The organism is Christiangramia fulva (assembly GCF_003024155.1).
In the GTDB taxonomy this organism is placed as follows: domain Bacteria; phylum Bacteroidota; class Bacteroidia; order Flavobacteriales; family Flavobacteriaceae; genus Christiangramia; species Christiangramia fulva.
This window is the reverse complement of the sequence record NZ_CP028136.1, coordinates 2,760,200-2,784,267: the sequence shown is the minus strand read 5'-3', so window position 1 is coordinate 2,784,267 and position 24,068 is coordinate 2,760,200. Positions and strand designations below refer to the sequence as shown.

The following is a 24,068-nucleotide window of genomic DNA, read 5'->3' as shown; positions in this document are numbered from 1 at the left end:
CCCAGAACTTCGTGGTAAGCCTGAGCCATCCCGCACAGCAGGATATTACCCTTAGCTTTACCACTACCAATGGCAACGCTACCGCAGGAGCAGACTATACCGCACAAACCAACGTATCCTATACCATCCCCGCCGGTAGTACCAGCCTTTTGATCCCCGTGGAGATCCTGGGAGATCTCATTGCAGAAAGCACCGAGACCTTTACCGCTGCCATCAGCATCACTGATGCGGGAGGACAAAATGTAAGCATCGCTACTTCCACAGCGACGGCTTCCATCCTTGACAATGACACCACCAGCCTGGCCATTAACGACATTAGCGTCAACGAAGCCGCCGGAACAGCTACCTTTACCGTGACCCTGACTGCTGCAGTACAGGGAGGTCTCACCGTGGACTATGCCACCGCCGATGCTTCTGCACTGGCCGGCAGTGATTATACCGCTACCTCCGGAAGCCTCACCTTTACAGGCAACGCCGGGGAAACAAAAACCATTACCGTTACTATCCTTAACGATAACATCGCAGAGACCACCGAGAACTTCCTGGTGACCCTCTCCAACCTGGTAAGCACCGGAAATGTTACCCTCTCCAAAGCCCAGGGAACTGCCACCATTACCGATAACGACGCTGCCACCATCAGCATTGCCGATATCAGCGTCAATGAAGACGGCACCGCCACCCTGACCGTGACCCTCTCCGGAAGCATCCAGGATGCCTTAAGCCTAAGCTATAACACCCTGGACAATACCGCACTGGCAGGCAGCGACTATACCACCACCAGCGGTACCCTGACCTTCCCAGCAGGAAGTACCAACACCACCCTGACCTTTACCGTGGCCATCACCGATGATGCCATCGCCGAGGCTACCAAAGACTTTATGGTCAACCTATCTGATCTGAGCACCCAGGCCAATGTAAGCTTCAGCGATGCGCAGGCCCGTGTGACCATTGTGGATAACGACAGCGCCAGTGTGGCCATCACCAATGTGCAAGTCAGTGAAAGCACCGCCCTGGCCACCTTTACCGTAACCCTCTCCGGAGCGATCCAGGAGGCCCTTACCGTAGACTACGCCACCCTGGCCGGCAGCGCCCTGCCCGGCAGTGACTACGCCACCATCAGTGGTACCCTCACCTTCCCCGCAGGAAGCACCAACGGCACCATCAAAACCTTTAACGTGGTGATCATCAATGACAATATCACAGAGCCTACCGAAACCTTCTCGGTCAACCTCTCCAATATCCAATCCACCGCAAATGCCTCCATCAGCCAGGCCTCCGCTACCGGTACCATCCTCGATGATGACAGCGTGAGCGTATCTATCGCAGATATTACCATCAATGAAGCCGATGGAACCGCCACCTTTACCGTTACCCTCAACGGCAGCATCCAAAGCCCACTATCAGTAGACTATGCCACTGCCGATGGATCCGCTATCGCAGGCAGCGACTATACCACCACCACCGGTACCCTGACCTTCCCCGCAGGAAGCACCAGTGGTACCACCCTGAAATTTACCGTCGATATCCTGAACGATAACATCGCAGAGGCCAGCGAAAACTTCCTGGTGAACCTCTCTAATCTTGTCGCCACAGGTAATGCAAGCATCAGCGACAGCCAGGCTACCGCCACCATCACAGATGATGACCAGGTGAGTATTGCCATCGCAGGATTTACCATTACCGAATCAGGGCTTACCCAAACCGGTAATTTTACGGTCAGCCTCGATAAAGCCGCACAAAACGATATCATCCTGAGCTTTACCACCAGTGATAATACTGCTACTGCAGGTACTGATTATACCCCGCAAAACAGCGTATCCTATACCATCCCCGCCGGAAGCACCACGATCAGCATCCCCGTAAGCATCCTGGGCGATAACACCGCCGAGGCTATTGAGACCTTTACCGCTGCCATCAGCATCAGCGATGCGGGTGGACAAAATATCAACATCGCTACCCCTACAGCCACAGCAACCATCCTTGATGATGACAGCGTCAGTGTGGCTATTGCCGATGTGAGCGTGAATGAATCTGCAGGGACCGCCATCTTTACCGTCACCCTTACCGGAGACATCCAGGGACCGCTTAGCGTAAACTATGCCACTGCCAACGGCACCGCCCTCTCCGGCAGTGACTATACCGCCACCGGGGGCACCGTGACCTTCCCGGCAGGAAGCATCTCGGGAGCTACCCAGAGCTTTACCGTCAATATTATCAATGATAACCTGGCTGAGCCTACCGAGACCTTTACCGCCACCCTGAGCAATGCCAGCACCCAGGGGACCGCCACCATTACCAGGGCCCAGGGAGTGGCCACCATTACCGATGACGACGCTGCCACTATCAGCATCACCGATATCAGCGTGAACGAAGTCGATGGCACCGCCATCTTTACCGTGACCCTGACCGGGGCTATCCAGGACGGGGTCAGTATGACCTATACCACCGCTGATGGAACTGCCCTGGCAGGCAGTGATTATATCGCTACCACAAGCACCGTCTCCTTCCCGGCAGGCAGTCCTTCCGGAAGCACCCAGACCTTTAGCGTTACCCTTATCAATGACAATATCGCCGAGGCCACCGAAACCTTTAGCGTAAGCCTGACCGATCTGGTCTCCACAGGAGCGGTAAGCTTTAGTGATGCCCAGGCTAGCGCCACCATCACCGATGATGACCAGGCAACTATCAGTATCGCTGGATTTACCATTACCGAATCAGGAGTTACCCAGACCGGAAACTTTATCGTAAGCCTGGATAAAGCAGCACAAAGCGATATCGTCCTAAACTTTAGCACCACCGACGGATCGGCCATTGCCGGGTCTGATTATACCGGCCAAACCACCGTATCCTATACCATTCCTGCAGGAAGCACCACCATCAGTATCCCGGTAAGCATCCTGGGCGATAATATCGCCGAGGCTACCGAGACCTTTACCGGGGCCATCAGCATCAGCCAGGCCAATGGACAAAATATTACTATTGCCACAGCAACCGCCACAGCAATCATCACCGATGATGACAGCGTAAGTGTGGCCATTGCCGATGTGACTGTCAATGAAAATGCAGAGACTGCTACCTTTACTGTCACCCTTACCGGGGATATCCAGGAGGCATTAAGCGTAGACTATGCAACCCTGCCCGGCAGCGCCCTATCCGGCAGTGATTATACCGCCACCACAGGAACCCTCACTTTCCCCGCAGGAAGCACCTCGGGCAGTAAACTGAGCTTTACCGTAACTATTACCGATGATGCCCTGGCCGAGAATACCGAAACCTTCTCTGTTCAACTTTCCAACCTGGTAAGCAACGCAGCGGCAAGCATCAGCGAGGCACAGGCCACCGGGACCATTACCGATAATGACGCGGCCTCCATCTCCATTGACGATGTTACCGTCGATGAAGGAGCAGGATTTGCCAGCTTTAAAGTAACCCTTACCGGAAATATCCAGGAGGCCTTCACGGTGGACTATGCCACCAGCGATGGATCGGCCATCGCAGGTAGCGATTATATCGCCAGCACAGGCACTGTGTCCTTCCCCGCAGGAAGCCTCTCGGGAACCATTCAGACCCTGATGATCCCGATCACCGATGACCTGGTAGGCGAGCCTACAGAAACCTTTAACGTGACCCTGTCCAACCTGATCACCTCTGCCAATGTGAGTATCAGTGACCCACTGGGCACAGCCACCATTACCGATAACGACGCGATCACTATCAGCATCGCAGGATTCAGCGTCATCGAGAGCAACCAGGCACAGACCCAGAACTTCGTGGTAAGCCTGAGCCATCCCGCACAGCAGGATATTACCCTTAGCTTTACCACTACCAATGGCAACGCTACCGCAGGAGCAGACTATACCGCACAAACCAACGTATCCTATACCATCCCCGCCGGTAGTACCAGCCTTTTGATCCCCGTGGAGATCCTGGGAGATCTTATTGCAGAAAGCACCGAGACCTTTACCGCTGCCATCAGCATCACTGAGGCGGGAGGACAAAATGTAAGTATTACCAATGCCACAGCGACGGCTTCCATCCTTGACAATGACACCACCAGCCTGGCCATTAACGACATTAGCGTCAACGAAGCCGCCGGAACAGCTACCTTTACCGTGACCCTGACTGCTGCAGTACAGGGAGGTCTCACCGTGGACTATGCCACCGCCGATGCTTCTGCACTGGCAGGTAGTGACTATACCACTACCAGTGGCAGCCTCACCTTTGCAGGCACCGCCGGAGAAACCAAAACCATCACCGTGGCTATCCTTAACGATAATATCGCTGAGACCACAGAGAACTTCCTGGTAACCCTCTCTAACCTCTCGGGCACCGGAAATGTTACCCTCTCCAAAGCCCAGGGAACTGCCACCATTACCGATAACGACGCTGCCACCATCAGCATTGCCGATATCAGCGTCAATGAAGACGGCACCGCCACCCTGACCGTGACCCTCTCCGGAAGCATCCAGGATGCCTTAAGCCTAAGCTATAACACCCTGGACAATACCGCACTGGCAGGCAGCGACTATACCACCACCAGCGGTACCCTGACCTTCCCAGCAGGAAGTACCAACACCACCCTGACCTTTACCGTGGCCATCACCGATGATGCCATCGCCGAGGCTACCAAAGACTTTATGGTCAACCTATCTGATCTGAGCACCCAGGCCAATGTAAGCTTCAGCGATGCGCAGGCCCGTGTGACCATTGTGGATAACGACAGCGCCAGTGTGGCCATCACCAATGTGCAAGTCAGTGAAAGCACCGCCCTGGCCACCTTTACCGTAACCCTCTCCGGAGCGATCCAGGAGGCCCTTACCGTAGACTACGCCACCCTGGCCGGCAGCGCCCTGCCCGGCAGTGACTACGCCACCATCAGTGGTACCCTCACCTTCCCCGCAGGAAGCACCAACGGCACCATCAAAACCTTTAACGTGGTGATCATCAATGACAATATCACAGAGCCTACCGAAACCTTCTCGGTCAACCTCTCCAATATCCAATCCACCGCAAATGCCTCCATCAGCCAGGCCTCCGCTACCGGTACCATCCTCGATGATGACAGCGTGAGCGTATCTATCGCAGATATTACCATCAATGAAGCCGATGGAACCGCCACCTTTACCGTTACCCTCAACGGCAGCATCCAAAGCCCACTATCAGTAGACTATGCCACTGCCGATGGATCCGCTATCGCAGGCAGCGACTATACCACCACCACCGGTACCCTGACCTTCCCCGCAGGAAGCACCAGTGGTACCACCCTGAAATTTACCGTCGATATCCTGAACGATAACATCGCAGAGGCCAGCGAAAACTTCCTGGTGAACCTCTCTAATCTTGTCGCCACAGGTAATGCAAGCATCAGCGACAGCCAGGCTACCGCCACCATCACAGATGATGACCAGGTGAGTATTGCCATCGCAGGATTTACCATTACCGAATCAGGGCTTACCCAAACCGGTAATTTTACGGTCAGCCTCGATAAAGCCGCACAAAACGATATCATCCTGAGCTTTACCACCAGTGATAATACTGCTACTGCAGGTACTGATTATACCCCGCAAAACAGCGTATCCTATACCATCCCCGCCGGAAGCACCACGATCAGCATCCCCGTAAGCATCCTGGGCGATAACACCGCCGAGGCTATTGAGACCTTTACCGCTGCCATCAGCATCAGCGATGCGGGTGGACAAAATATCAACATCGCTACCCCTACAGCCACAGCAACCATCCTTGATGATGACAGCGTCAGTGTGGCTATTGCCGATGTGAGCGTGAATGAATCTGCAGGGACCGCCATCTTTACCGTCACCCTTACCGGAGACATCCAGGGACCGCTTAGCGTAAACTATGCCACTGCCAACGGCACCGCCCTCTCCGGCAGTGACTATACCGCCACCGGGGGCACCGTGACCTTCCCGGCAGGAAGCATCTCGGGAGCTACCCAGAGCTTTACCGTCAATATTATCAATGATAACCTGGCTGAGCCTACCGAGACCTTTACCGCCACCCTGAGCAATGCCAGCACCCAGGGGACCGCCACCATTACCAGGGCCCAGGGAGTGGCCACCATTACCGATGACGACGCTGCCACTATCAGCATCACCGATATCAGCGTGAACGAAGTCGATGGCACCGCCATCTTTACCGTGACCCTGACCGGGGCTATCCAGGACGGGGTCAGTATGACCTATACCACCGCTGATGGAACTGCCCTGGCAGGCAGTGATTATATCGCTACCACAAGCACCGTCTCCTTCCCGGCAGGCAGTCCTTCCGGAAGCACCCAGACCTTTAGCGTTACCCTTATCAATGACAATATCGCCGAGGCCACCGAAACCTTTAGCGTAAGCCTGACCGATCTGGTCTCCACAGGAGCGGTAAGCTTTAGTGATGCCCAGGCTAGCGCCACCATCACCGATGATGACCAGGCAACTATCAGTATCGCTGGATTTACCATTACCGAATCAGGAGTTACCCAGACCGGAAACTTTATCGTAAGCCTGGATAAAGCAGCACAAAGCGATATCGTCCTAAACTTTAGCACCACCGACGGATCGGCCATTGCCGGGTCTGATTATACCGGCCAAACCACCGTATCCTATACCATTCCTGCAGGAAGCACCACCATCAGTATCCCGGTAAGCATCCTGGGCGATAATATCGCCGAGGCTACCGAGACCTTTACCGGGGCCATCAGCATCAGCCAGACCAATGGACAAAATATTACTATCGCTACCTCTTCCGCCACAGCAACCATCACCGATGATGACAGCGTAAGTGTGGCCATTGCTGATGTGAGCGTGAATGAATCTGCAGGTACTGCTACCTTTACCGTCACCCTCACCGGGGATATCCAGGAGGCATTAAGCGTAGACTATGCCACCCTGCCCGGCAGCGCCCTATCCGGCAGTGATTATACCGCCACCACAGGAACCCTCACTTTCCCCGCAGGAAGCACCTCGGGCAGTAAACTGAGCTTTACCGTAACTATTACCGATGATGCCCTGGCCGAGAATACCGAAACCTTCTCTGTTCAACTTTCCAACCTGGTAAGCAACGCAGCGGCAAGCATCAGCGAGGCACAGGCCACCGGGACCATTACCGATAATGACGCGGCCTCCATCTCCATTGACGATGTTACCGTCGATGAAGGAGCAGGATTTGCCAGCTTTAAAGTAACCCTTACCGGAAATATCCAGGAGGCCTTCACGGTGGACTATGCCACCAGCGATGGATCGGCCATCGCAGGTAGCGATTATATCGCCAGCACAGGCACTGTGTCCTTCCCCGCAGGAAGCCTCTCGGGAACCATTCAGACCCTGATGATCCCGATCACCGATGACCTGGTAGGCGAGCCTACAGAAACCTTTAACGTGACCCTGTCCAACCTGATCACCTCTGCCAATGTGAGTATCAGTGACCCACTGGGCACAGCCACCATTACCGATAACGACGCGATCACTATCAGCATCGCAGGATTCAGCGTCATCGAGAGCAACCAGGCACAGACCCAGAACTTCGTGGTAAGCCTGAGCCATCCCGCACAGCAGGATATTACCCTTAGCTTTACCACTACCAATGGCAACGCTACCGCAGGAGCAGACTATACCGCACAAACCAACGTATCCTATACCATCCCCGCCGGTAGTACCAGCCTTTTGATCCCCGTGGAGATCCTGGGAGATCTCATTGCAGAAAGCACCGAGACCTTTACCGCTGCCATCAGCATCACTGATGCGGGAGGACAAAATGTAAGCATCGCTACTTCCACAGCGACGGCTTCCATCCTTGACAATGACACCACCAGCCTGGCCATTAACGACATTAGCGTCAACGAAGCCGCCGGAACAGCTACCTTTACCGTGACCCTGACTGCTGCAGTACAGGGAGGTCTCACCGTGGACTATGCCACCGCCGATGCTTCTGCACTGGCCGGCAGTGATTATACCGCTACCTCCGGAAGCCTCACCTTTACAGGCAACGCCGGGGAAACAAAAACCATTACCGTTACTATCCTTAACGATAACATCGCAGAGACCACCGAGAACTTCCTGGTGACCCTCTCCAACCTGGTAAGCACCGGAAATGTAACCATCTCCAAGGCACAGGGAACTGGAACCATTATCGATAACGACAGCGCAACCATAAGTATCGCCGATATCACCGTCAATGAAAATGCAGGCACCGCTACCCTGACCGTGACCCTCACAGGAAGCATCCAGGATGCCCTAAGCCTAAGCTATAACACCCTTGATAATACCGCACTGGCAGGTAGTGATTATACCGCCACCAGCGGGGTACTGACCTTCCCCGCAGGTAGCACCAATACTACCCTGACCTTTACCGTGAATATCATCGATGATACCGTCACCGGAGGCACCGAAAACTTCCTGGTCAACCTCTCCAACCTGATCACCCAGGCCAATGTGAGCTTCAGCGATGCACAGGCCACCGTGACCATCTTAGACGATGATAGCGCAAGTGTCGCCATTACCGATGTGCAAGTCAATGAAAGCGCAGGCCTTGCCACCTTTACCGTAACCCTCTCCGGAACTATCCAGGAGGCCCTTACCGTAGACTACGCAACCCTGGCCGGTAGCGCCCTGCCAGGAAGTGACTACGCCACCATCAGTGGAACACTTACCTTCCCCGCCGGTAGCACCAACGGCACCACAAGAACCTTTAACGTGGTGATCATCAATGACAATATCACAGAGACTACTGAAACCTTCTCGGTCAACCTCTCTAATATCAATACCACAGGAAGCGCATCCATCAGCCAGGCCTCCGCTACAGGTACTATCCTCGATGATGACAGCGTGAGCGTATCTATCGCAGATATTACCATTAACGAAGCCGATGGAACAGCCACCTTTACCGTTACCCTAAACGGCAGCATCCAAAGCCCACTATCAGTAGACTATGCTACTGCCGATGGATCCGCTATCGCAGGTAGCGACTATACCACAACCAGCGGAACCCTGACCTTCCCCGCAGGTAGTACCAATGGTGCCACCCTGACCTTTACCGTCGATATACTCAATGATAACATCGCAGAGGCCAGCGAAAACTTCCTGGTCAACCTCTCTAATCTTGTCGCCACAGGGAATGCAAGCATCAGTGACAGCCAGGCTACAGCCACCATCACAGATGATGACCAAGTGAGTATTGCCATAAACAGTCTAAGTGTAAATGAAGCCAATGGAACTGTAACATTTAGTGTGGTCTTAACCGGAAATATTCAGGAGCAATTATCTGTAGATTATTCGACCTTCAATAATACCGCTTTAGCAGGAACAGACTATACAGCCGCCACAGGAACAGTAACATTCCCTGCCGGAAGTACCAGCGGATCTGTACAAAGTATTACAATAAATATTACTGACGATCTTGTTTCAGAACCCAGCGAAACTTTCAATGTACAGTTAATAAATATCCAGAGTAATAGCAATGCCATAATCACTCAAGCTACAGGCACTGTAACTATTATTGATAATGATGCTGCCTCCGTATCCATAAATAACGTGACTGTCAACGAAGCTGATGGTGTCGCTGTCTTTAATGTTGTGTTGACAGGTGATATACAAAACGCGCTAAGTGTAGATTACGGAACAGCTAACGGAACAGCAAAAGAATATACCGATTTTGCAGTATCCTCAGGAACTGTGACCTTCCCAGCCGGAAGCATGAGCGGAACAATACAGACTATAAGTATTCCTATACTTAATGATAACATCGCCGAACCCACCGAAACTTTCTTTGTTAATTTAAATAACATACAGAGTGATGGTACTGCAAGTATTGCAAATGCACAGGGAACAGGAACCATTTTAGATGATGACCAGGTTAGTGTCTCGGTAGCCGATGTGAGTGTAAATGAGAATGACAGTGTGGCTATTTTCACCGTAGTTCTTTCCGGTAACATTCAAGACGAATTAACTGTCGATTATGCTACACTGGATAATACCGCTTTAGCAGGAACCGATTTTAATCAAACCACCGGTTTGATTACCTTCCCGGCAGGTAGTACAGATGGTTCCACTTTGACTTTCAGTATACCAATCATTAATGATGACGTTGCTGAAGCAACCGAAACATTCTTTGTTTTACTTTCAAATATCAGCAGCTCTGCAAATGCTGTGATTAATACAGAACAGGTAACAGGAACAATCATAGATAATGATGCAATAAGCATCTCCATAAATGACCTCACCATTAACGAAAATGCCGGTACTGCAAGCTTTACCGTAACACTTTCAGGAAATATTCAGGATGAACTCAGCTTTGATTACACGACTGTAAACACCACAGCGCTGGCCGGAATTGATTATATATCAAACACCGGAAGCGTAACATTCCCAGCCGGAAGTACTAATGGCGCTGTTCAAACAATAACTGTTGACATTCTGAATGACAATGTTTCGGAGTCCACAGAAACATTTAGGGTTTTGCTTAATAACCTAGTAACTAGCACCTCTGCGACTTTTAGTAAAGCTGAGGGCACCGGTACTATTTTGGATGATGATCTGGTAAGTGTTTCTATTAATGACGTTACCGTAAATGAAAGTTCAGGTACCGTTACTCTTACTGTCACCTTAACCGGCGCTATTCAAGATGCATTAAGTGTAGACTTCAGCACCATTCCCGGAACTGCCTTAAGCGGAAGCGATTATACACCACTCAACGGTACGATCACCTTCCCTGCAGGCAGCAGCACAGGAACTACGCAAACGGTTACCATTTCAATAATTGATGATTCCAAAGCTGAACCAGCAGAAAATTTCTATGTACAGCTCACTAATTTGGTGAGTACTGCAAATGCTTCAATAAATAATGATAGCGGAATTGTTACTATCACAGATAATGATGCTGCAAACATTACTATTGCTGATGTAAGTGTAAATGAGCAGGATGGTTTTGCATTCTTCACTGTTACCTTGACCGGAGATATTCAGGATGATTTAAGTTTAGATTTCAGCACTAATCCCGGAACTGCTTTAAGTGGTATCGATTTCACTTCAATTAATGGAACAGTCACTTTCCCTGCAGGTAGTTTAAGTGGTGCAACACAAACAATACAGGTTCCAATAATAAATGATCTGGTTTCAGAACCTACTGAAAACTTCCAGGTTCTATTATCTAACTTACAGTTTTCAGGAACTGCGAATCTGCTTGTTTCTGATGCAACAGGTACCATTACAGATGATGACCAGGTTGAAATAAGCATTAACGATATTCAGGTAATCGAGACTGAAGGAACGCAAACTCAATATTTTGAGGTGACTTTAAGTAAAGCAGGTCAGCAGGATATTGTGCTCAACTTTACAATCGTTGGTCTTTCAGCCCTGGCGAGTTATGATTACACCGTTCAAACCGGAATAGCTTATACTATTCCTGCCGGTACTACCAGCCTGCTCATCCCTGTTGAAATTCTCGGAGATCTAATAGCTGAAAATACCGAAACATTTAATGGAATAATAAGCCTCTCGAATGCTAACGGCCAAAATGCTGTAATTACGAAAGATGCTGGCATTGCGACAATATTTGATAACGACTCTGCTAATCTTGTGATTAATGATATAACCATTAATGAAAACGATGGCATAGCCACCTTTAGGGTGACCCTTACCGCCGATGTTCAGGATGGATTAACTGTTGATTTTGTCACTCAAAATGGTTCAGCTTTAAGTGGAACAGATTTTACCTCAACTTCAGGCACACTTAGCTTCTCCGGATTTGCAGGTGAAACTCTTGTTATTAATGTTCCTATAGTAAACGATAATATTGCAGAAGCTTCAGAAAGTTTCTTTGTGAACCTCAGCAATCTGTTAAGTTCGGGAACTGTTTCCATCGAAAAAGCTCAGGGTACCGCTACCATTCTTGATGATGACCAGGTAAGCATCAGCATAGGTGATGTGACCGTCAACGAGAATGACGGTACCGCAACGTTCGTTGTGACCCTGAATGGTGATTTGGATGAAGTTCTGAGAGCCGATTTCAACACGATGAGTAATTCAGCAATTGGAGGATCTGATTTTGTTGCCACTACAGGAAACGTGATATTCCTTGCCGGAAGTTTAAGCGGAGCAACGCAAAATATTACCGTAAATCTTATTGACGATAATTTTGCTGAAGCCACCGAGACATTCTATGTGAACCTCAACAATATTATGAGCTCTGCCAATGCAGTAATTTCAAATGCTGTTGGAACAGGAACTATTCTGGATGATGATGCAGCAAGTGTTTCCATAAGTGGAATAACTGTTAATGAAAATGATGGCTACGCAATACTAAGTGTTGTTCTAAGCGGAAATATTCAGGATGCGCTTTCAGTTGATTATGTGACGCTGGCAAATACTGCCTTTGGAGGAAATGATTATGTTACAAGCAACGCAAGTATCACCTTCCCTGCCGGAAGCACCGACGGAAGTATTCTGGAGATCTCAATCCCTCTTATTAATGATGCGGTCGCTGAAAACACAGAATCTTTCTTTGTAAACCTCAGCAATCTGCAAACCGCAGGAAATGCAAGTATTTCTAATGCGCAGGCTGAAGTCACCATCCTTGATGATGATGCGGCGAGTGTTGCTATAGACAATGTTTCGGTGAACGAAGCTGATGGTACTGCTACATTTACTGTAAGGCTGACCGGAAATATACAGGAAGCACTTAGTGTTGACTTCTCTACCTTAGATAATACTGCTCTGGCTGGAGCTGACTACTATGCTGTTTCCGGTACGCTGATCTTCCCTGCCGGAAGTGTTAGCGGAGCTACTCAAACCATTACAGTCACTATTATAAACGATAACTTAGCTGAAGCAACTGAAAGCTTCTATGTGAATCTCAATAATCTTGTTAGCTCAGGAAATGCAAGCATTGCGGTTAATCAGGCAGAAGCTACCATTACTGATGACGACCAGGTTAATATTAGTATTTCAGGATTTAGTGTTACAGAAACCAATGCCAGCCAAACAGGTTATTTTACAGTTAGCCTTAATGCTCCGGCACAGGAAGATATAGTAGTCACCTTCTCTACTGCTGACGGAACTGCACTGGCAGGAAGTGATTATGACTCTCAATCTGATGTTACCATCACTATTCCGGCCGGTTCAACTTCAGTAGAAATTCCGGTAACCATTCTTGGAGATCTTGTTTCCGAAGGAATAGAAAGCTTCGAAGGAATAATAAGTATTAAAAATGACAACGGACAGGCAGTTTCTATCACAACTTCTTCTGCTACCGCTACCATTCTGGATAATGATACAGTAAGTGTTTCCCTATCCGGAACAACTGTAAACGAAAGTACGGGCATAGCAGAATTCACTGTGACTCTTAATGGCGATATTCAGGATGCATTGAGCGTAGACTACTTCACCCAAAATAACACTGCGCTATCTGGAAGTGATTATCTATCTGGAAACGGAACCATTACCTTCCCTGCCGGAAGTACCAGTGGTGCAACAATGACCATCAGCATACCTGTGATTAATGACAATATTGCAGAAGCTGAAGAGAATTTCTTCGTCAATATCAATAACATCCAATACACGGGAGATGCCAGTATAGCTGTGAGCACTGCTACGGGAACTATAACCGATGACGATACTGCAAGCGTTTCAGTAGAAAATGTTACCGTAAACGAAAATCATGGTTCACTTACCTTTACTGTTACCCTGAATGGAAGTATCCAGGATGCTTTAACAGTAGACTACAGCAGCCTTGACGGTACGGCCACTGCAGGTACCGATTATACATCGGTTTCCGGAACTCTTACTTTCCCTGCAGGAAGCACCGATGGCACCAGCCTTATTATTAACATTCCGATTCTGGATGATAACAAAGCAGAACCTCAGGAACAATTTACGATCAACCTCAACAATCTTGTTAGCACTGGAAATGCTGTTATTGCGACACCTTCTGCCACAGCCACAATTGTTGATAATGATAGTATCAGCATAGCGATTGGTGATGTAACCGTTAACGAGAATGATGGTACGGCTACATTTGTTGTTACTCTTAATGGAGACAGCCAGGATGCCATTAGCGTAGATTTCGCTACTGCTCCAAATACTGCTCTTGAAGGCTCAGACTTTACTCCTGCAAGCGGAACCATTACCTTCCCTGCCGGAAGTCTGAATAGAGCTATTCAGGTGATCACTATTGATATCGTGGATGACACTGCTGCTGAAAATACCGAGACCTTCTTTGTGAACCTCAGCAATATTGTATCCTCCTCTAATGCTGTGATAGCTGTAGACCAGGGTACCGGATCTATTCTGGATAATGATCAGGTAAGTATTGCCATTGCCGGAGTAACAGTAAATGAAAATGACGGTACTGCTACTTTCGCAGTCACTCTTACCGGCGCGATTTCCGAAGATCTGAGCGTGGATTATTTAACTTCAGATATTTCAGCTCTTGCAGGTGCAGATTATATGGCATCCTCTGGAACTATAACCTTCCCCGCCGGAAGCGCCAGCGGAACAATAATAAATATCACAGTGGATCTTATTGATGATTCAGCTGCAGAAAATACCGAAATCTTTAACGTTCGACTTTCCAATCTTCAAACTTCGCTGAATGCAAGTATTGAGACCGATCAGGCTACAGGTACGATTTTAGACAATGATGCCGCAAGTATTGCCATCAACAACGTATCGGTAAATGAGAATGATGGCTTTGCCGTATTTACAGTAACTCTTACCGGAGATATCCAGGATGACCTAAGTGTGGCTTTTGCAACCAATGGAATTACTGCACTGGCCGGATTTGATTTTGATGCACTAACCGGAACGATTACATTCCCTGCGGGAAGTACCAGTGGCGCCACACAAACGATTCTTGTACCTATAATTAATGATAATATTGCCGAATCTTCAGAAACCTTTGAAGTAACTCTCAGCAATATATCAGGTGCCGGCAATATTACAATTTCAAATGCAACAGGTACAGGAACTATTACAGACGATGATCAGGTAGAGATCTCCATTAACGGATTCAACGTTATTGAATCTGAAGAAAGTCAAACCTCATATTTTGAAGTGACGCTGAACAATGCTGCTCAGGAAGATATTGTTCTTAATTTCAGCACTTCTGACGGAACAGCTACAGCCGGAAGTGATTACACTTCCCAAAGTGCGATGAGCTATACGATTCCAGCGGGCACAACCAACATATTAATTCCTGTAGAAATACTTGGAGATCTTGTAGTTGAAAACACCGAAACCTTTAACGGAACAATTTCAATAACCAACAATAATGGTCAGGATGTTACGATCATAAACGACACGGCAGTTGCTGAAATTTATGATAATGATGCTGCTAATCTTGTTATTAATGATGTCACCGTTAATGAAAATGATGGAACTGCAAGCTTTACTGTAACCTTAACAGGTGCAGTGGCAGGTGGATTCACAGTAGATTATAATACTGCCGATGATACAGCAATTTCAGGATCTGATTATACTGGTACAAATGGAACTTTGAGTTTCAACGGAACACAAGGTGAAACACAGTTTATAACAGTTTCCATAATCGATGACAACGTTGCTGAAACGATCGAGAACTTCTTTGTTAACTTATCAAACGTAAGCTCAACAGGAGTTACAATTACAAGGGATCAGGGAATTGGAACTATTCTGGACAATGATTCTGCAAGTGTAAGTATCGCAGATGCAGTGGTAAACGAAAATGAAGGCACCATTTCCTTTACAGTAACCTTAAACGGGGACATCGCAACCGATCTGACCGTAGATTATACAAGCCTTGCGAATACTGCCCTAGACGGCACCGATTTCGCCTCTGTAAATGGATCTATAACATTCCCTGCAGGAAGCCTTAGTGGAGCTACTCAGCAAATTGTAGTCAACATTGTAGACGATAATATAGCTGAAACCACAGAATCTTTCTATGTACTCCTGAGCAATGCAGTGAGTGATGCTAATGTCAGTATAACTAATGCACAGGCAACAGGAACAATTCTGGATGATGACTCTGCGAGTATTGCCATTAGCGATGTAAGCGTTCAGGAAAATGACGGCTTTGCTATCATTACTGTCACACTTACCGGTAATATTCAGAATGCAATAAGTGTAGATTATGCTACCTTAAATGGCACTGCTGCTACGGGAAGCGATTATATCAATACCCGTGGTACAGTAACTTTCCCTGCAGGAAGCCTGAGTGGAGATACTCAAACTTTTAGCATCCCGATTCTTAACGATGCGTTTGCGGAAGCGACAGAAAACTTCTTTGTAAATATTACCAACCTGCAGTCAGATATCACCGCGACCATCAGTAATCCTCAAGCTACTGTAACTATCCTTGACTATGATTCAGTAAGCCTGTCTATAAATGATGTGACTGTAAATGAAGCTGATGGAACTATGACGTTCACAGTTGTTTTAAATGGTAATACCCAGGAAGACATTTCAGTAGATTATACAACCGCTGATAACACAGCCCTCGCAGGTGTGGATTATATTTCAGAAAGCGGAACAATTGTTTTCCCTGCCGGAAGTGTGAGCGGAGATTCACAAACTATCACTATCACTATTATAGATGATAACATTGCTGAACCTTCCGAAAGTTTCTTTATAAATCTTGGAAATCTTGTTAGCACCGGTGTTGCAACTATTGCTGATAGCCAGGGAGAAGGAACTATTTTGGATAATGATCAGATCTACATCAGTATTGCCGGATTTACCGTAAATGAAACGGAAAGCACTCAATCTGCAAGCTTTGTTATCACTCTTAGTGCAGCTGCACAACAGGATATAGAATTAACTTTCAGCACCGCCGATGGAACTGCAGTTGCAGGAACAGACTATACCGGTCAATCTTTGGTAACCGTAATTATTCCTGCCGGTACAACGATCTATGAAATACCTGTAGAAATTCTGGGTGATCTGAAAGCTGAAAACACAGAAACATTTACCGGCACAATCAGCCTGGTAAATACTAACGGTCAGCAGATTAATATCGCTATCGATACAGCTACAGCCACCATTCTAGATAATGATACTGCGAGTGTTTCAATTGACAGTGTAACTGTAAATGAAAATGATGGTACAGCGGTATTTACTGTTAGCCTTATCGGTGACATTGATCAGGATCTAAGTGTAGATTTTGTAACTTCAGATAATACTGCGGTTTCAGGAATGGATTATACTCCGATTTCCGGAACAATAACCTTCCCTGCCGGAAGTGTAAGTGGTAGTACTCAAACTGTAAATGTTTCAATTATTAGCGATAATATTCCTGAAAATACAGAGACCTTCTTTGTGAATCTGACTAATCTTCAGTCAACAGCGAATGCCTCTATTGTTGAAGGAATTGGCACAGGAACCATTCTGGATACCTATTCAGAAATTACAGTAAGCGTAACTCCAGATGTTACAAGTGTTGGTAATCCCGGTGATGTTATCACATATACCATAACAGTAGAAAACACAGGAAATGTACCGCTTACCAACGTACAAATCGTTTCTGGGGTAACCGGAGAAATCTTTACCATAGGCACTCTTAATCCCGGTGAAACTGCAGTGTTTACAGATACTTACACAGTAACTCCAAATGATATAAATAACGGTCAGATCACTAATACCGTAAATGCATCTGCAGAAGATGGCAATGCAAATACAGTAACAGCCAGCGACCAGGTGGTAACTTTGGTTACACCAAATGTAATTGTCGCGATAAATGATAATGCCGGACCTGTGGATGGAACCTTGGGTGGAACTGCTGTAATCAATGTGTTTGACAATGATACTTACAATGGAGGCGCTCTGGATCCAAATAAAGTTACGCTGACTCTTATTACAGCAGATCCAACCGGAAGCCTGACGCTTAATCCTGATGGAACAGTAGACGTAGCTCCAGGAACTTCGGCTGAAACCTATACCCTGACCTATCAGATCTGCGGAATTGTTAATCCAAATAATTGCTCCACCGCTACTGTTTCAATAACTGTTGAAGTTGCAGAAGGAGAACTTATTGCAAACCCTGATAATGTTGGTCCGATAGTAGGAACTTCGGGAAGCACAAATGCAGGCAATGTTTTGAATAATGACACCTTAAATGGTAATCCGGTTACTGCAGGTGAGGTTACTCTTACTCCTGTGACCGGCGGATTCATTACGATCGCTGCCGATGGAACAATTAGTGTTGCTCCAAATACGCCGGCTGGAACATATACTGTAGATTATACTATTTGTGATGCAAATAATGAATTTAATTGTACTACTGGAACCCTTACCGTAGAAGTAGTTGCGGGTGAATTAGTAGCAAATCCAGATGTTGCAGGACCTGTAAGCGGTTTAGAAGGTAGTGTTAATGCAGGAAATGTACTTAATAACGACTTGTTGAATGGCTTACCTGTTACTCCTGAGGATGTGAATATTACGCCTGTGGTTTCAGGACCAATTACCATTAATGGGGACGGATCTATTACTATTGCTCCATTCACTCCTGAAGGTTTTTACACCGTTGATTACACCGTTTGCGAAAAATTAAATCCTGAGAATTGTTCTACAAGTACTGTAACTATTGCGGTAACAGCCGCGGAACTTGTGGCAAATCCAGATGTTTACGGACCATTTGATAGTGTTACCGGCGCCGATAACGTAGGAAATGTTCTGAACAATGACTTTATAGATGGAAATCCTGTAAGTACTGCTTACGTAAATGTTACTCCAGTAACCAGTGGACCAATCAGTATAGATGCGGACGGTAATGTTAGTGTAGCTCCAAATACTCCTGCCGGAACCTATACTGTCAAATATACAATTTGTGAAGTCCTTAATCCTGATAATTGTGTTACAGGAACGGTGACTATAGAAGTTGCAATAGCTCCCGAAGGATTGGTAGCTAACCCGGATTTCGTTGGACCTGTTGATGGTACAAATGGTCTTGAAAATGCCGGAAATGTATTAGACAATGATACATATAATGGCTCACCACTACAGGCTGGTGATGCCACAGTAACACCTGTCACTGAAGGTCCAATAACCATAGATTCTGATGGTAATATTAGTGTGGCACCGAATACACCAGCCGGAACATATACTGTGGATTATACCATTTGTGAAGTTGCTAATCCGGCTAATTGTCTTACAGGAACTGTGACTGTCGAAGTAATAATTATTCAGACTCCAGATGTTCTGGTGGCTAATCCGGATACGTTCGGACCTATTAGCGGAAACGACGGCACTCAGAATGCAGGAAACGTACTTGATAATGACCTAATAAATGGTGGATCAATTGCTGCAGGAGATGTCACACTTACTCCGGTAACCGTAGGACCTGTAACTGTAAATTCAGATGGTTCTGTAAGTGTAGCTCCAAATACTCCGGCTGGAACTTATGTTGTAGATTATGTAATCTGCAGTGCATCTGATCCTTCAAATTGTGTAACAGGAACAGTAACTATCGAAATAAGTGCAGGAAACCTCGTTGTAAACAATGACGTTGTTGGTCCGGTTAGCGGCCTTGATGGCTCAAGCAATGCCGGCAATGTTCTTGATAATGACCTGTTGAACGGTGTGCCGGTTTCATCTGAGGACGTTACTATTACTCCTGTGACTTCCGGCCCAATAAGTATTGATGAAAATGGAATCATTAGCATAGCTCCTAACACACCTGCAGGAACTTATACCATTGATTATACTGTTTGTGAAATATTAAATCCAGGAAATTGTGCTACAGGTACAGTAATGATAGAAGTTTCTGCTGGCGAAATTGTTGCTAATCCAGATTACTTCGGACCATTCAGTAGTATTGATGGAATTGCCAATGCCGGAAATGTTCTGGATAATGACTTCTTAAACGGCACACCTGTGAATCCTGATGATGTAACAGTGACGCCGGTAACCGAAGGTCCTATAACTCTTAACGAAAATGGAGTAATTAGTGTTGCTCCTAATACACCGGCGGGTACTTATACCCTAACCTACACAATTTGTGAAGTATTGAATCCTTCAAATTGTGCTTCAGCACCAATTACCGTGGAGGTAGTTGTAAATCCTGAAGGCCTTGTGGCAAATCCGGACTTTGCCGGTCCAATACCCACAACTGAGGGAAGTAGTAATGCCGGTAATGTCCTTAACAATGACACCTTTAATGGTCTGCCATTGAATCCTGATGATGTGACCCTTACTCCGGTTATTCAGAATGGGATCACCATAAATGTGGATGGAACTATTACCGTAGCCCCAAATACTCCTGCAGGCACTTATACTTTGGAATACACCATTTGTGAGGTTGCAAATCCTGGAAATTGTGCCACAGGTACAGTTACTGTTGAAATTGCTCCTGCAGGTGTTGTAGCGAACCCAGATGTATTTGGTCCAGTTGGTAGTGTGGAAGGAAGTGCAAATATTGGTAATGTCCTGAGCAATGACTTCTTTAATGGAGAACCTGTTTCTCTAACAGATATTACACTAACTCCTGTAACTGAAGGACCAATAACAATCAATGCAGATGGAACTGTAAGTGTTGCTCCTAATACTCCGGCTGGAACCTATACAGTTGAATACACTATTTGTGGAATCGTAAATACAACAAATTGTGCTACAGGTGTAGTTACTGTAGTTGTAGGATCTACTGAGCTTGTTGCCAATGATGACAATTTTGGTCCGATCAACAGTACTAATGGAATTACAGTTGCCGGCAATGTTCTTACTAACGATTTCTTCGGAGCAACTCCTGTCACCACTGGTGATGTAACGCTGACTCCGGTAACTGACGGACCGATAAGTATTGCTGCAGATGGAACAGTAACTGTAGCGGCAAATGCTCCTGCCGGAACATACGCCGTAGACTATACAATTTGCAGTACTGTGAATCCTGGTAATTGTTCTACTGGCACAGTAATTATAACAGTGGTTACCACTGAAATTGTTGCTAATCCGGATACTTTTGGGCCTATTAGTAGCACAGAAGGAAGTACCAATGCAGGAAACGTTCTGGACAACGACTTCTTTAATGGAGCTCCTGTAGTCCCAGGCGATGTTATACTGGTTCCTGTAACAGAAGGACCTCTAACTGTAAATGCAGATGGCACCGTAACTGTGGCTCCTAATACTCCTGCAGGAACTTACACCATAGATTACACTATTTGTGATGCCAACAATTCTACCGGATGTGCTGTAGGAACTGTAACAGTAACTGTTGTAAATGATACCACAGGATTGCTGGTCGCTAATCCGGACATTATTGGACCTGTATCAGGTTCTGATGGAAGTTCAAATGCCGGAAATGTATTGGATAACGACACCCTAAATGGAGAATTAGTTTCACCATCAGATGTTGTTATAACTCCTGTTACAGAAGGACCTATTACCATTAATGAAAATGGAACAATCATAATAGCACCTAACACTCCTGCCGGTACCTATACCGTAGATTACACCATTTGCGAAGTGGCTAATCCCGGTAATTGTGCAACAGGAACTGTAAGTGTGGAAGTTTCAGGAGGTGGATTGATTCTTGTGCCTGATACCTTCGGACCTGTAAATGGTATTGAAGGCAGCACAAGTGCAGGTAACGTTCTGGATAACGATACTGTGAATGGTGAACCAGCAACTACAGATAATGTAACGGTTACTCCGGTTACTCAGGGACCAATAAGTATTGATGAAAACGGAAATGTTTCCGTAGAACCAAACACTCCTGCCGGTGAATACACTGTGGATTATACTGTTTGTAAAAAACTAAATCCTGAAAATTGTCAAACCGGAACGGTAACCATAATAGTTAGCTCTGGCGACCTGGTTGTCAATCCAGATGAAATCGGTCCGGTAAATGGTTCCGAAGGAAATCCTAATGCAGGTAACGTTCTCGATAACGATACTGTAAACGGTCAACCCGCAACTACTGATAATGTTACTGTAACTCCGGTTACTCAGGGACCAATCAGTATTGATGGAAACGGAAATGTTTCCGTAGAACCAAATACGCCTGCCGGTGAATACACTGTGGATTACACGGTTTGTGAAAAACTTAATCCTGGTAATTGCCAAACCGGAACTGTGACTGTAATAGTAGGAACAGGTGGATTGGTCGTGAATCCAGATGAAATCGGACCGGTAAATGGTTCCGAAGGAAATCCTAATGCAGGTAACGTTCTCGATAACGATACTGTAAACGGTCAACCCGCAACTACTGATAATGTTACTGTAACTCCGATTACTCAGGGACCAATCAGTATTGATGGAAACGGAAATGTTTCCGTAGAACCAAATACGCCTGCCGGTGAATACACTGTGGATTACACGGTTTGTGAAAAAGTTAATCCTGGTAATTGCCAAACCGGAACTGTGACTGTAATAGTAGGAACAGGTGGATTGATAGTGAATCCAGATGAAATCGGACCGGTAAATGGTTCCGAAGGAAATCCTAATGCAGGTAACGTTCTCGACAACGATACGTTAAACGGTCAGCCAGCAACTACTGATAATGTTACTGTAACTCCGGTTACTCAGGGACCAATCAGCATTGATGGAAACGGAAATGTTTCCGTAGAACCAAATACGCCTGCCGGTGAATACACTGTGGATTATACTGTTTGTGAAAAACTCAATCCTGGAAATTGTGAAACTGGTAGTGTTACTGTAATAGTTTCCGGAAATGGAGCTTTAAGCATTGTGAAAACCGCCAATACTCAAAGTTTCGAAAATCCTGGTACAGTGATCACTTATACCATCAGAGTGACAAATACAGGTGATGGAGAACTAACAGGTATTGAGGTAGAAGATCCGCTAACCGGATTTACAGGAACAACCGGTAGCCTGGAAGCAGGAGAAAGTATAAGCTATACTACAACCTATACTGTTACACAACAAGACATAGACAATGGTAGCCTTATGAACACTGCCACTGCCACTGCTCAGGGTACCGATGGCAATGCTCTCAATGCTGAAGGAAGCATAAGCCTTCCAGCCGTTCAAAATCCATTGGTGAGACTTGTTAAGGAAGCTCAACTTGAGAACGATAGTGAATGTGCGAATGAAGGAGATATTGTGAATTATAACTTTAGGGTTATAAATGCCGGTAATGTAAGTCTGGATAATGTACAGTTAAGTGATCCATTGTTTGAAGCACCTAATCCTGTAGTATCTATAGAATTAATTTCAGGTGACGATGACAATGATAATATACTTGATGTTGGTGAAAACTGGACATATTCAGCCGCATATACCATCACTCAGGAGGATATAGAAATAGGCACCGTTGAAAATCAGGCCTTCGTGGAAACTACAGATGTGAATGGAATTCCTGTTGGAGATTTCTCAGGAACAACTGCAGATAATGATGATCCTACAATTATCAATATGTGCCAGGTAGCTTCAATAGCTCTTGAAAAAGTAGGAATCTATAATGACGATGACGACGATGGTAATAGCCAGGTGGGAGAAACAATTACTTACAACTTTAAAATTACCAACACCGGTTCGGTAACGCTGTATAATATCTTTATTGAAGATGCAATGATCGATGTGGAAGGTGAAACAATTACCAGCCTTGCTCCGGGTGAGTCCAGTGAAGTCTTTAGCGGAACTTATACTGTAACTCAACAGGATCTGGCTGCTGGCGAAGTCATTAACCAGGCAACTGTTTATGCCGAAAATGCTCTGGGTATTGTGGTCCAGGATCTCTCTGACGATCCTTTTGAACCAACCGACCGTGACCCAAATGGAGACGGGAATCCAGATGATCCAACATTGCTGATTTTACCACAGGTACTTGATCGAAACTTTGAAGTATTTAATGCGGTAACGCCAGATAATGATGGTCTTAACGACTTCTTCCAAATTAAAGGCATAGAAAAATATCCCGATAATACCGTGATCATTTTCAACCGATGGGGTGTCAAAGTATTTGAAAAAGATCATTATGACAATGACGAGGAAGCATTTAGAGGAGTTTCTGAAGGCAGGGTTACCTTACGAAAAGGTGACAAACTTCCAACAGGCACCTATTTCTATATCATAAGATTTAATGGAGCAGATAATCCGGGCAAAAAGTCCTATTCCGGATACCTGTATGTAGATAACAGATAA

The 24,068-nt window shown here is 46.4% G+C and carries 1 protein-coding gene (cut by a window edge); it reads left to right on the top strand.

From position 1 onward, the window contains the following. On the top strand, positions 1–24,068 hold the 3' portion of the coding sequence (locus C7S20_RS12330) for a Calx-beta domain-containing protein (protein ID WP_107012750.1). It extends 12,799 nt beyond the left edge of the window; 24,068 of the gene's 36,867 nt are visible here — the last part of the coding sequence; the start codon falls outside the window, past its left edge; it ends in the stop codon at positions 24,066–24,068.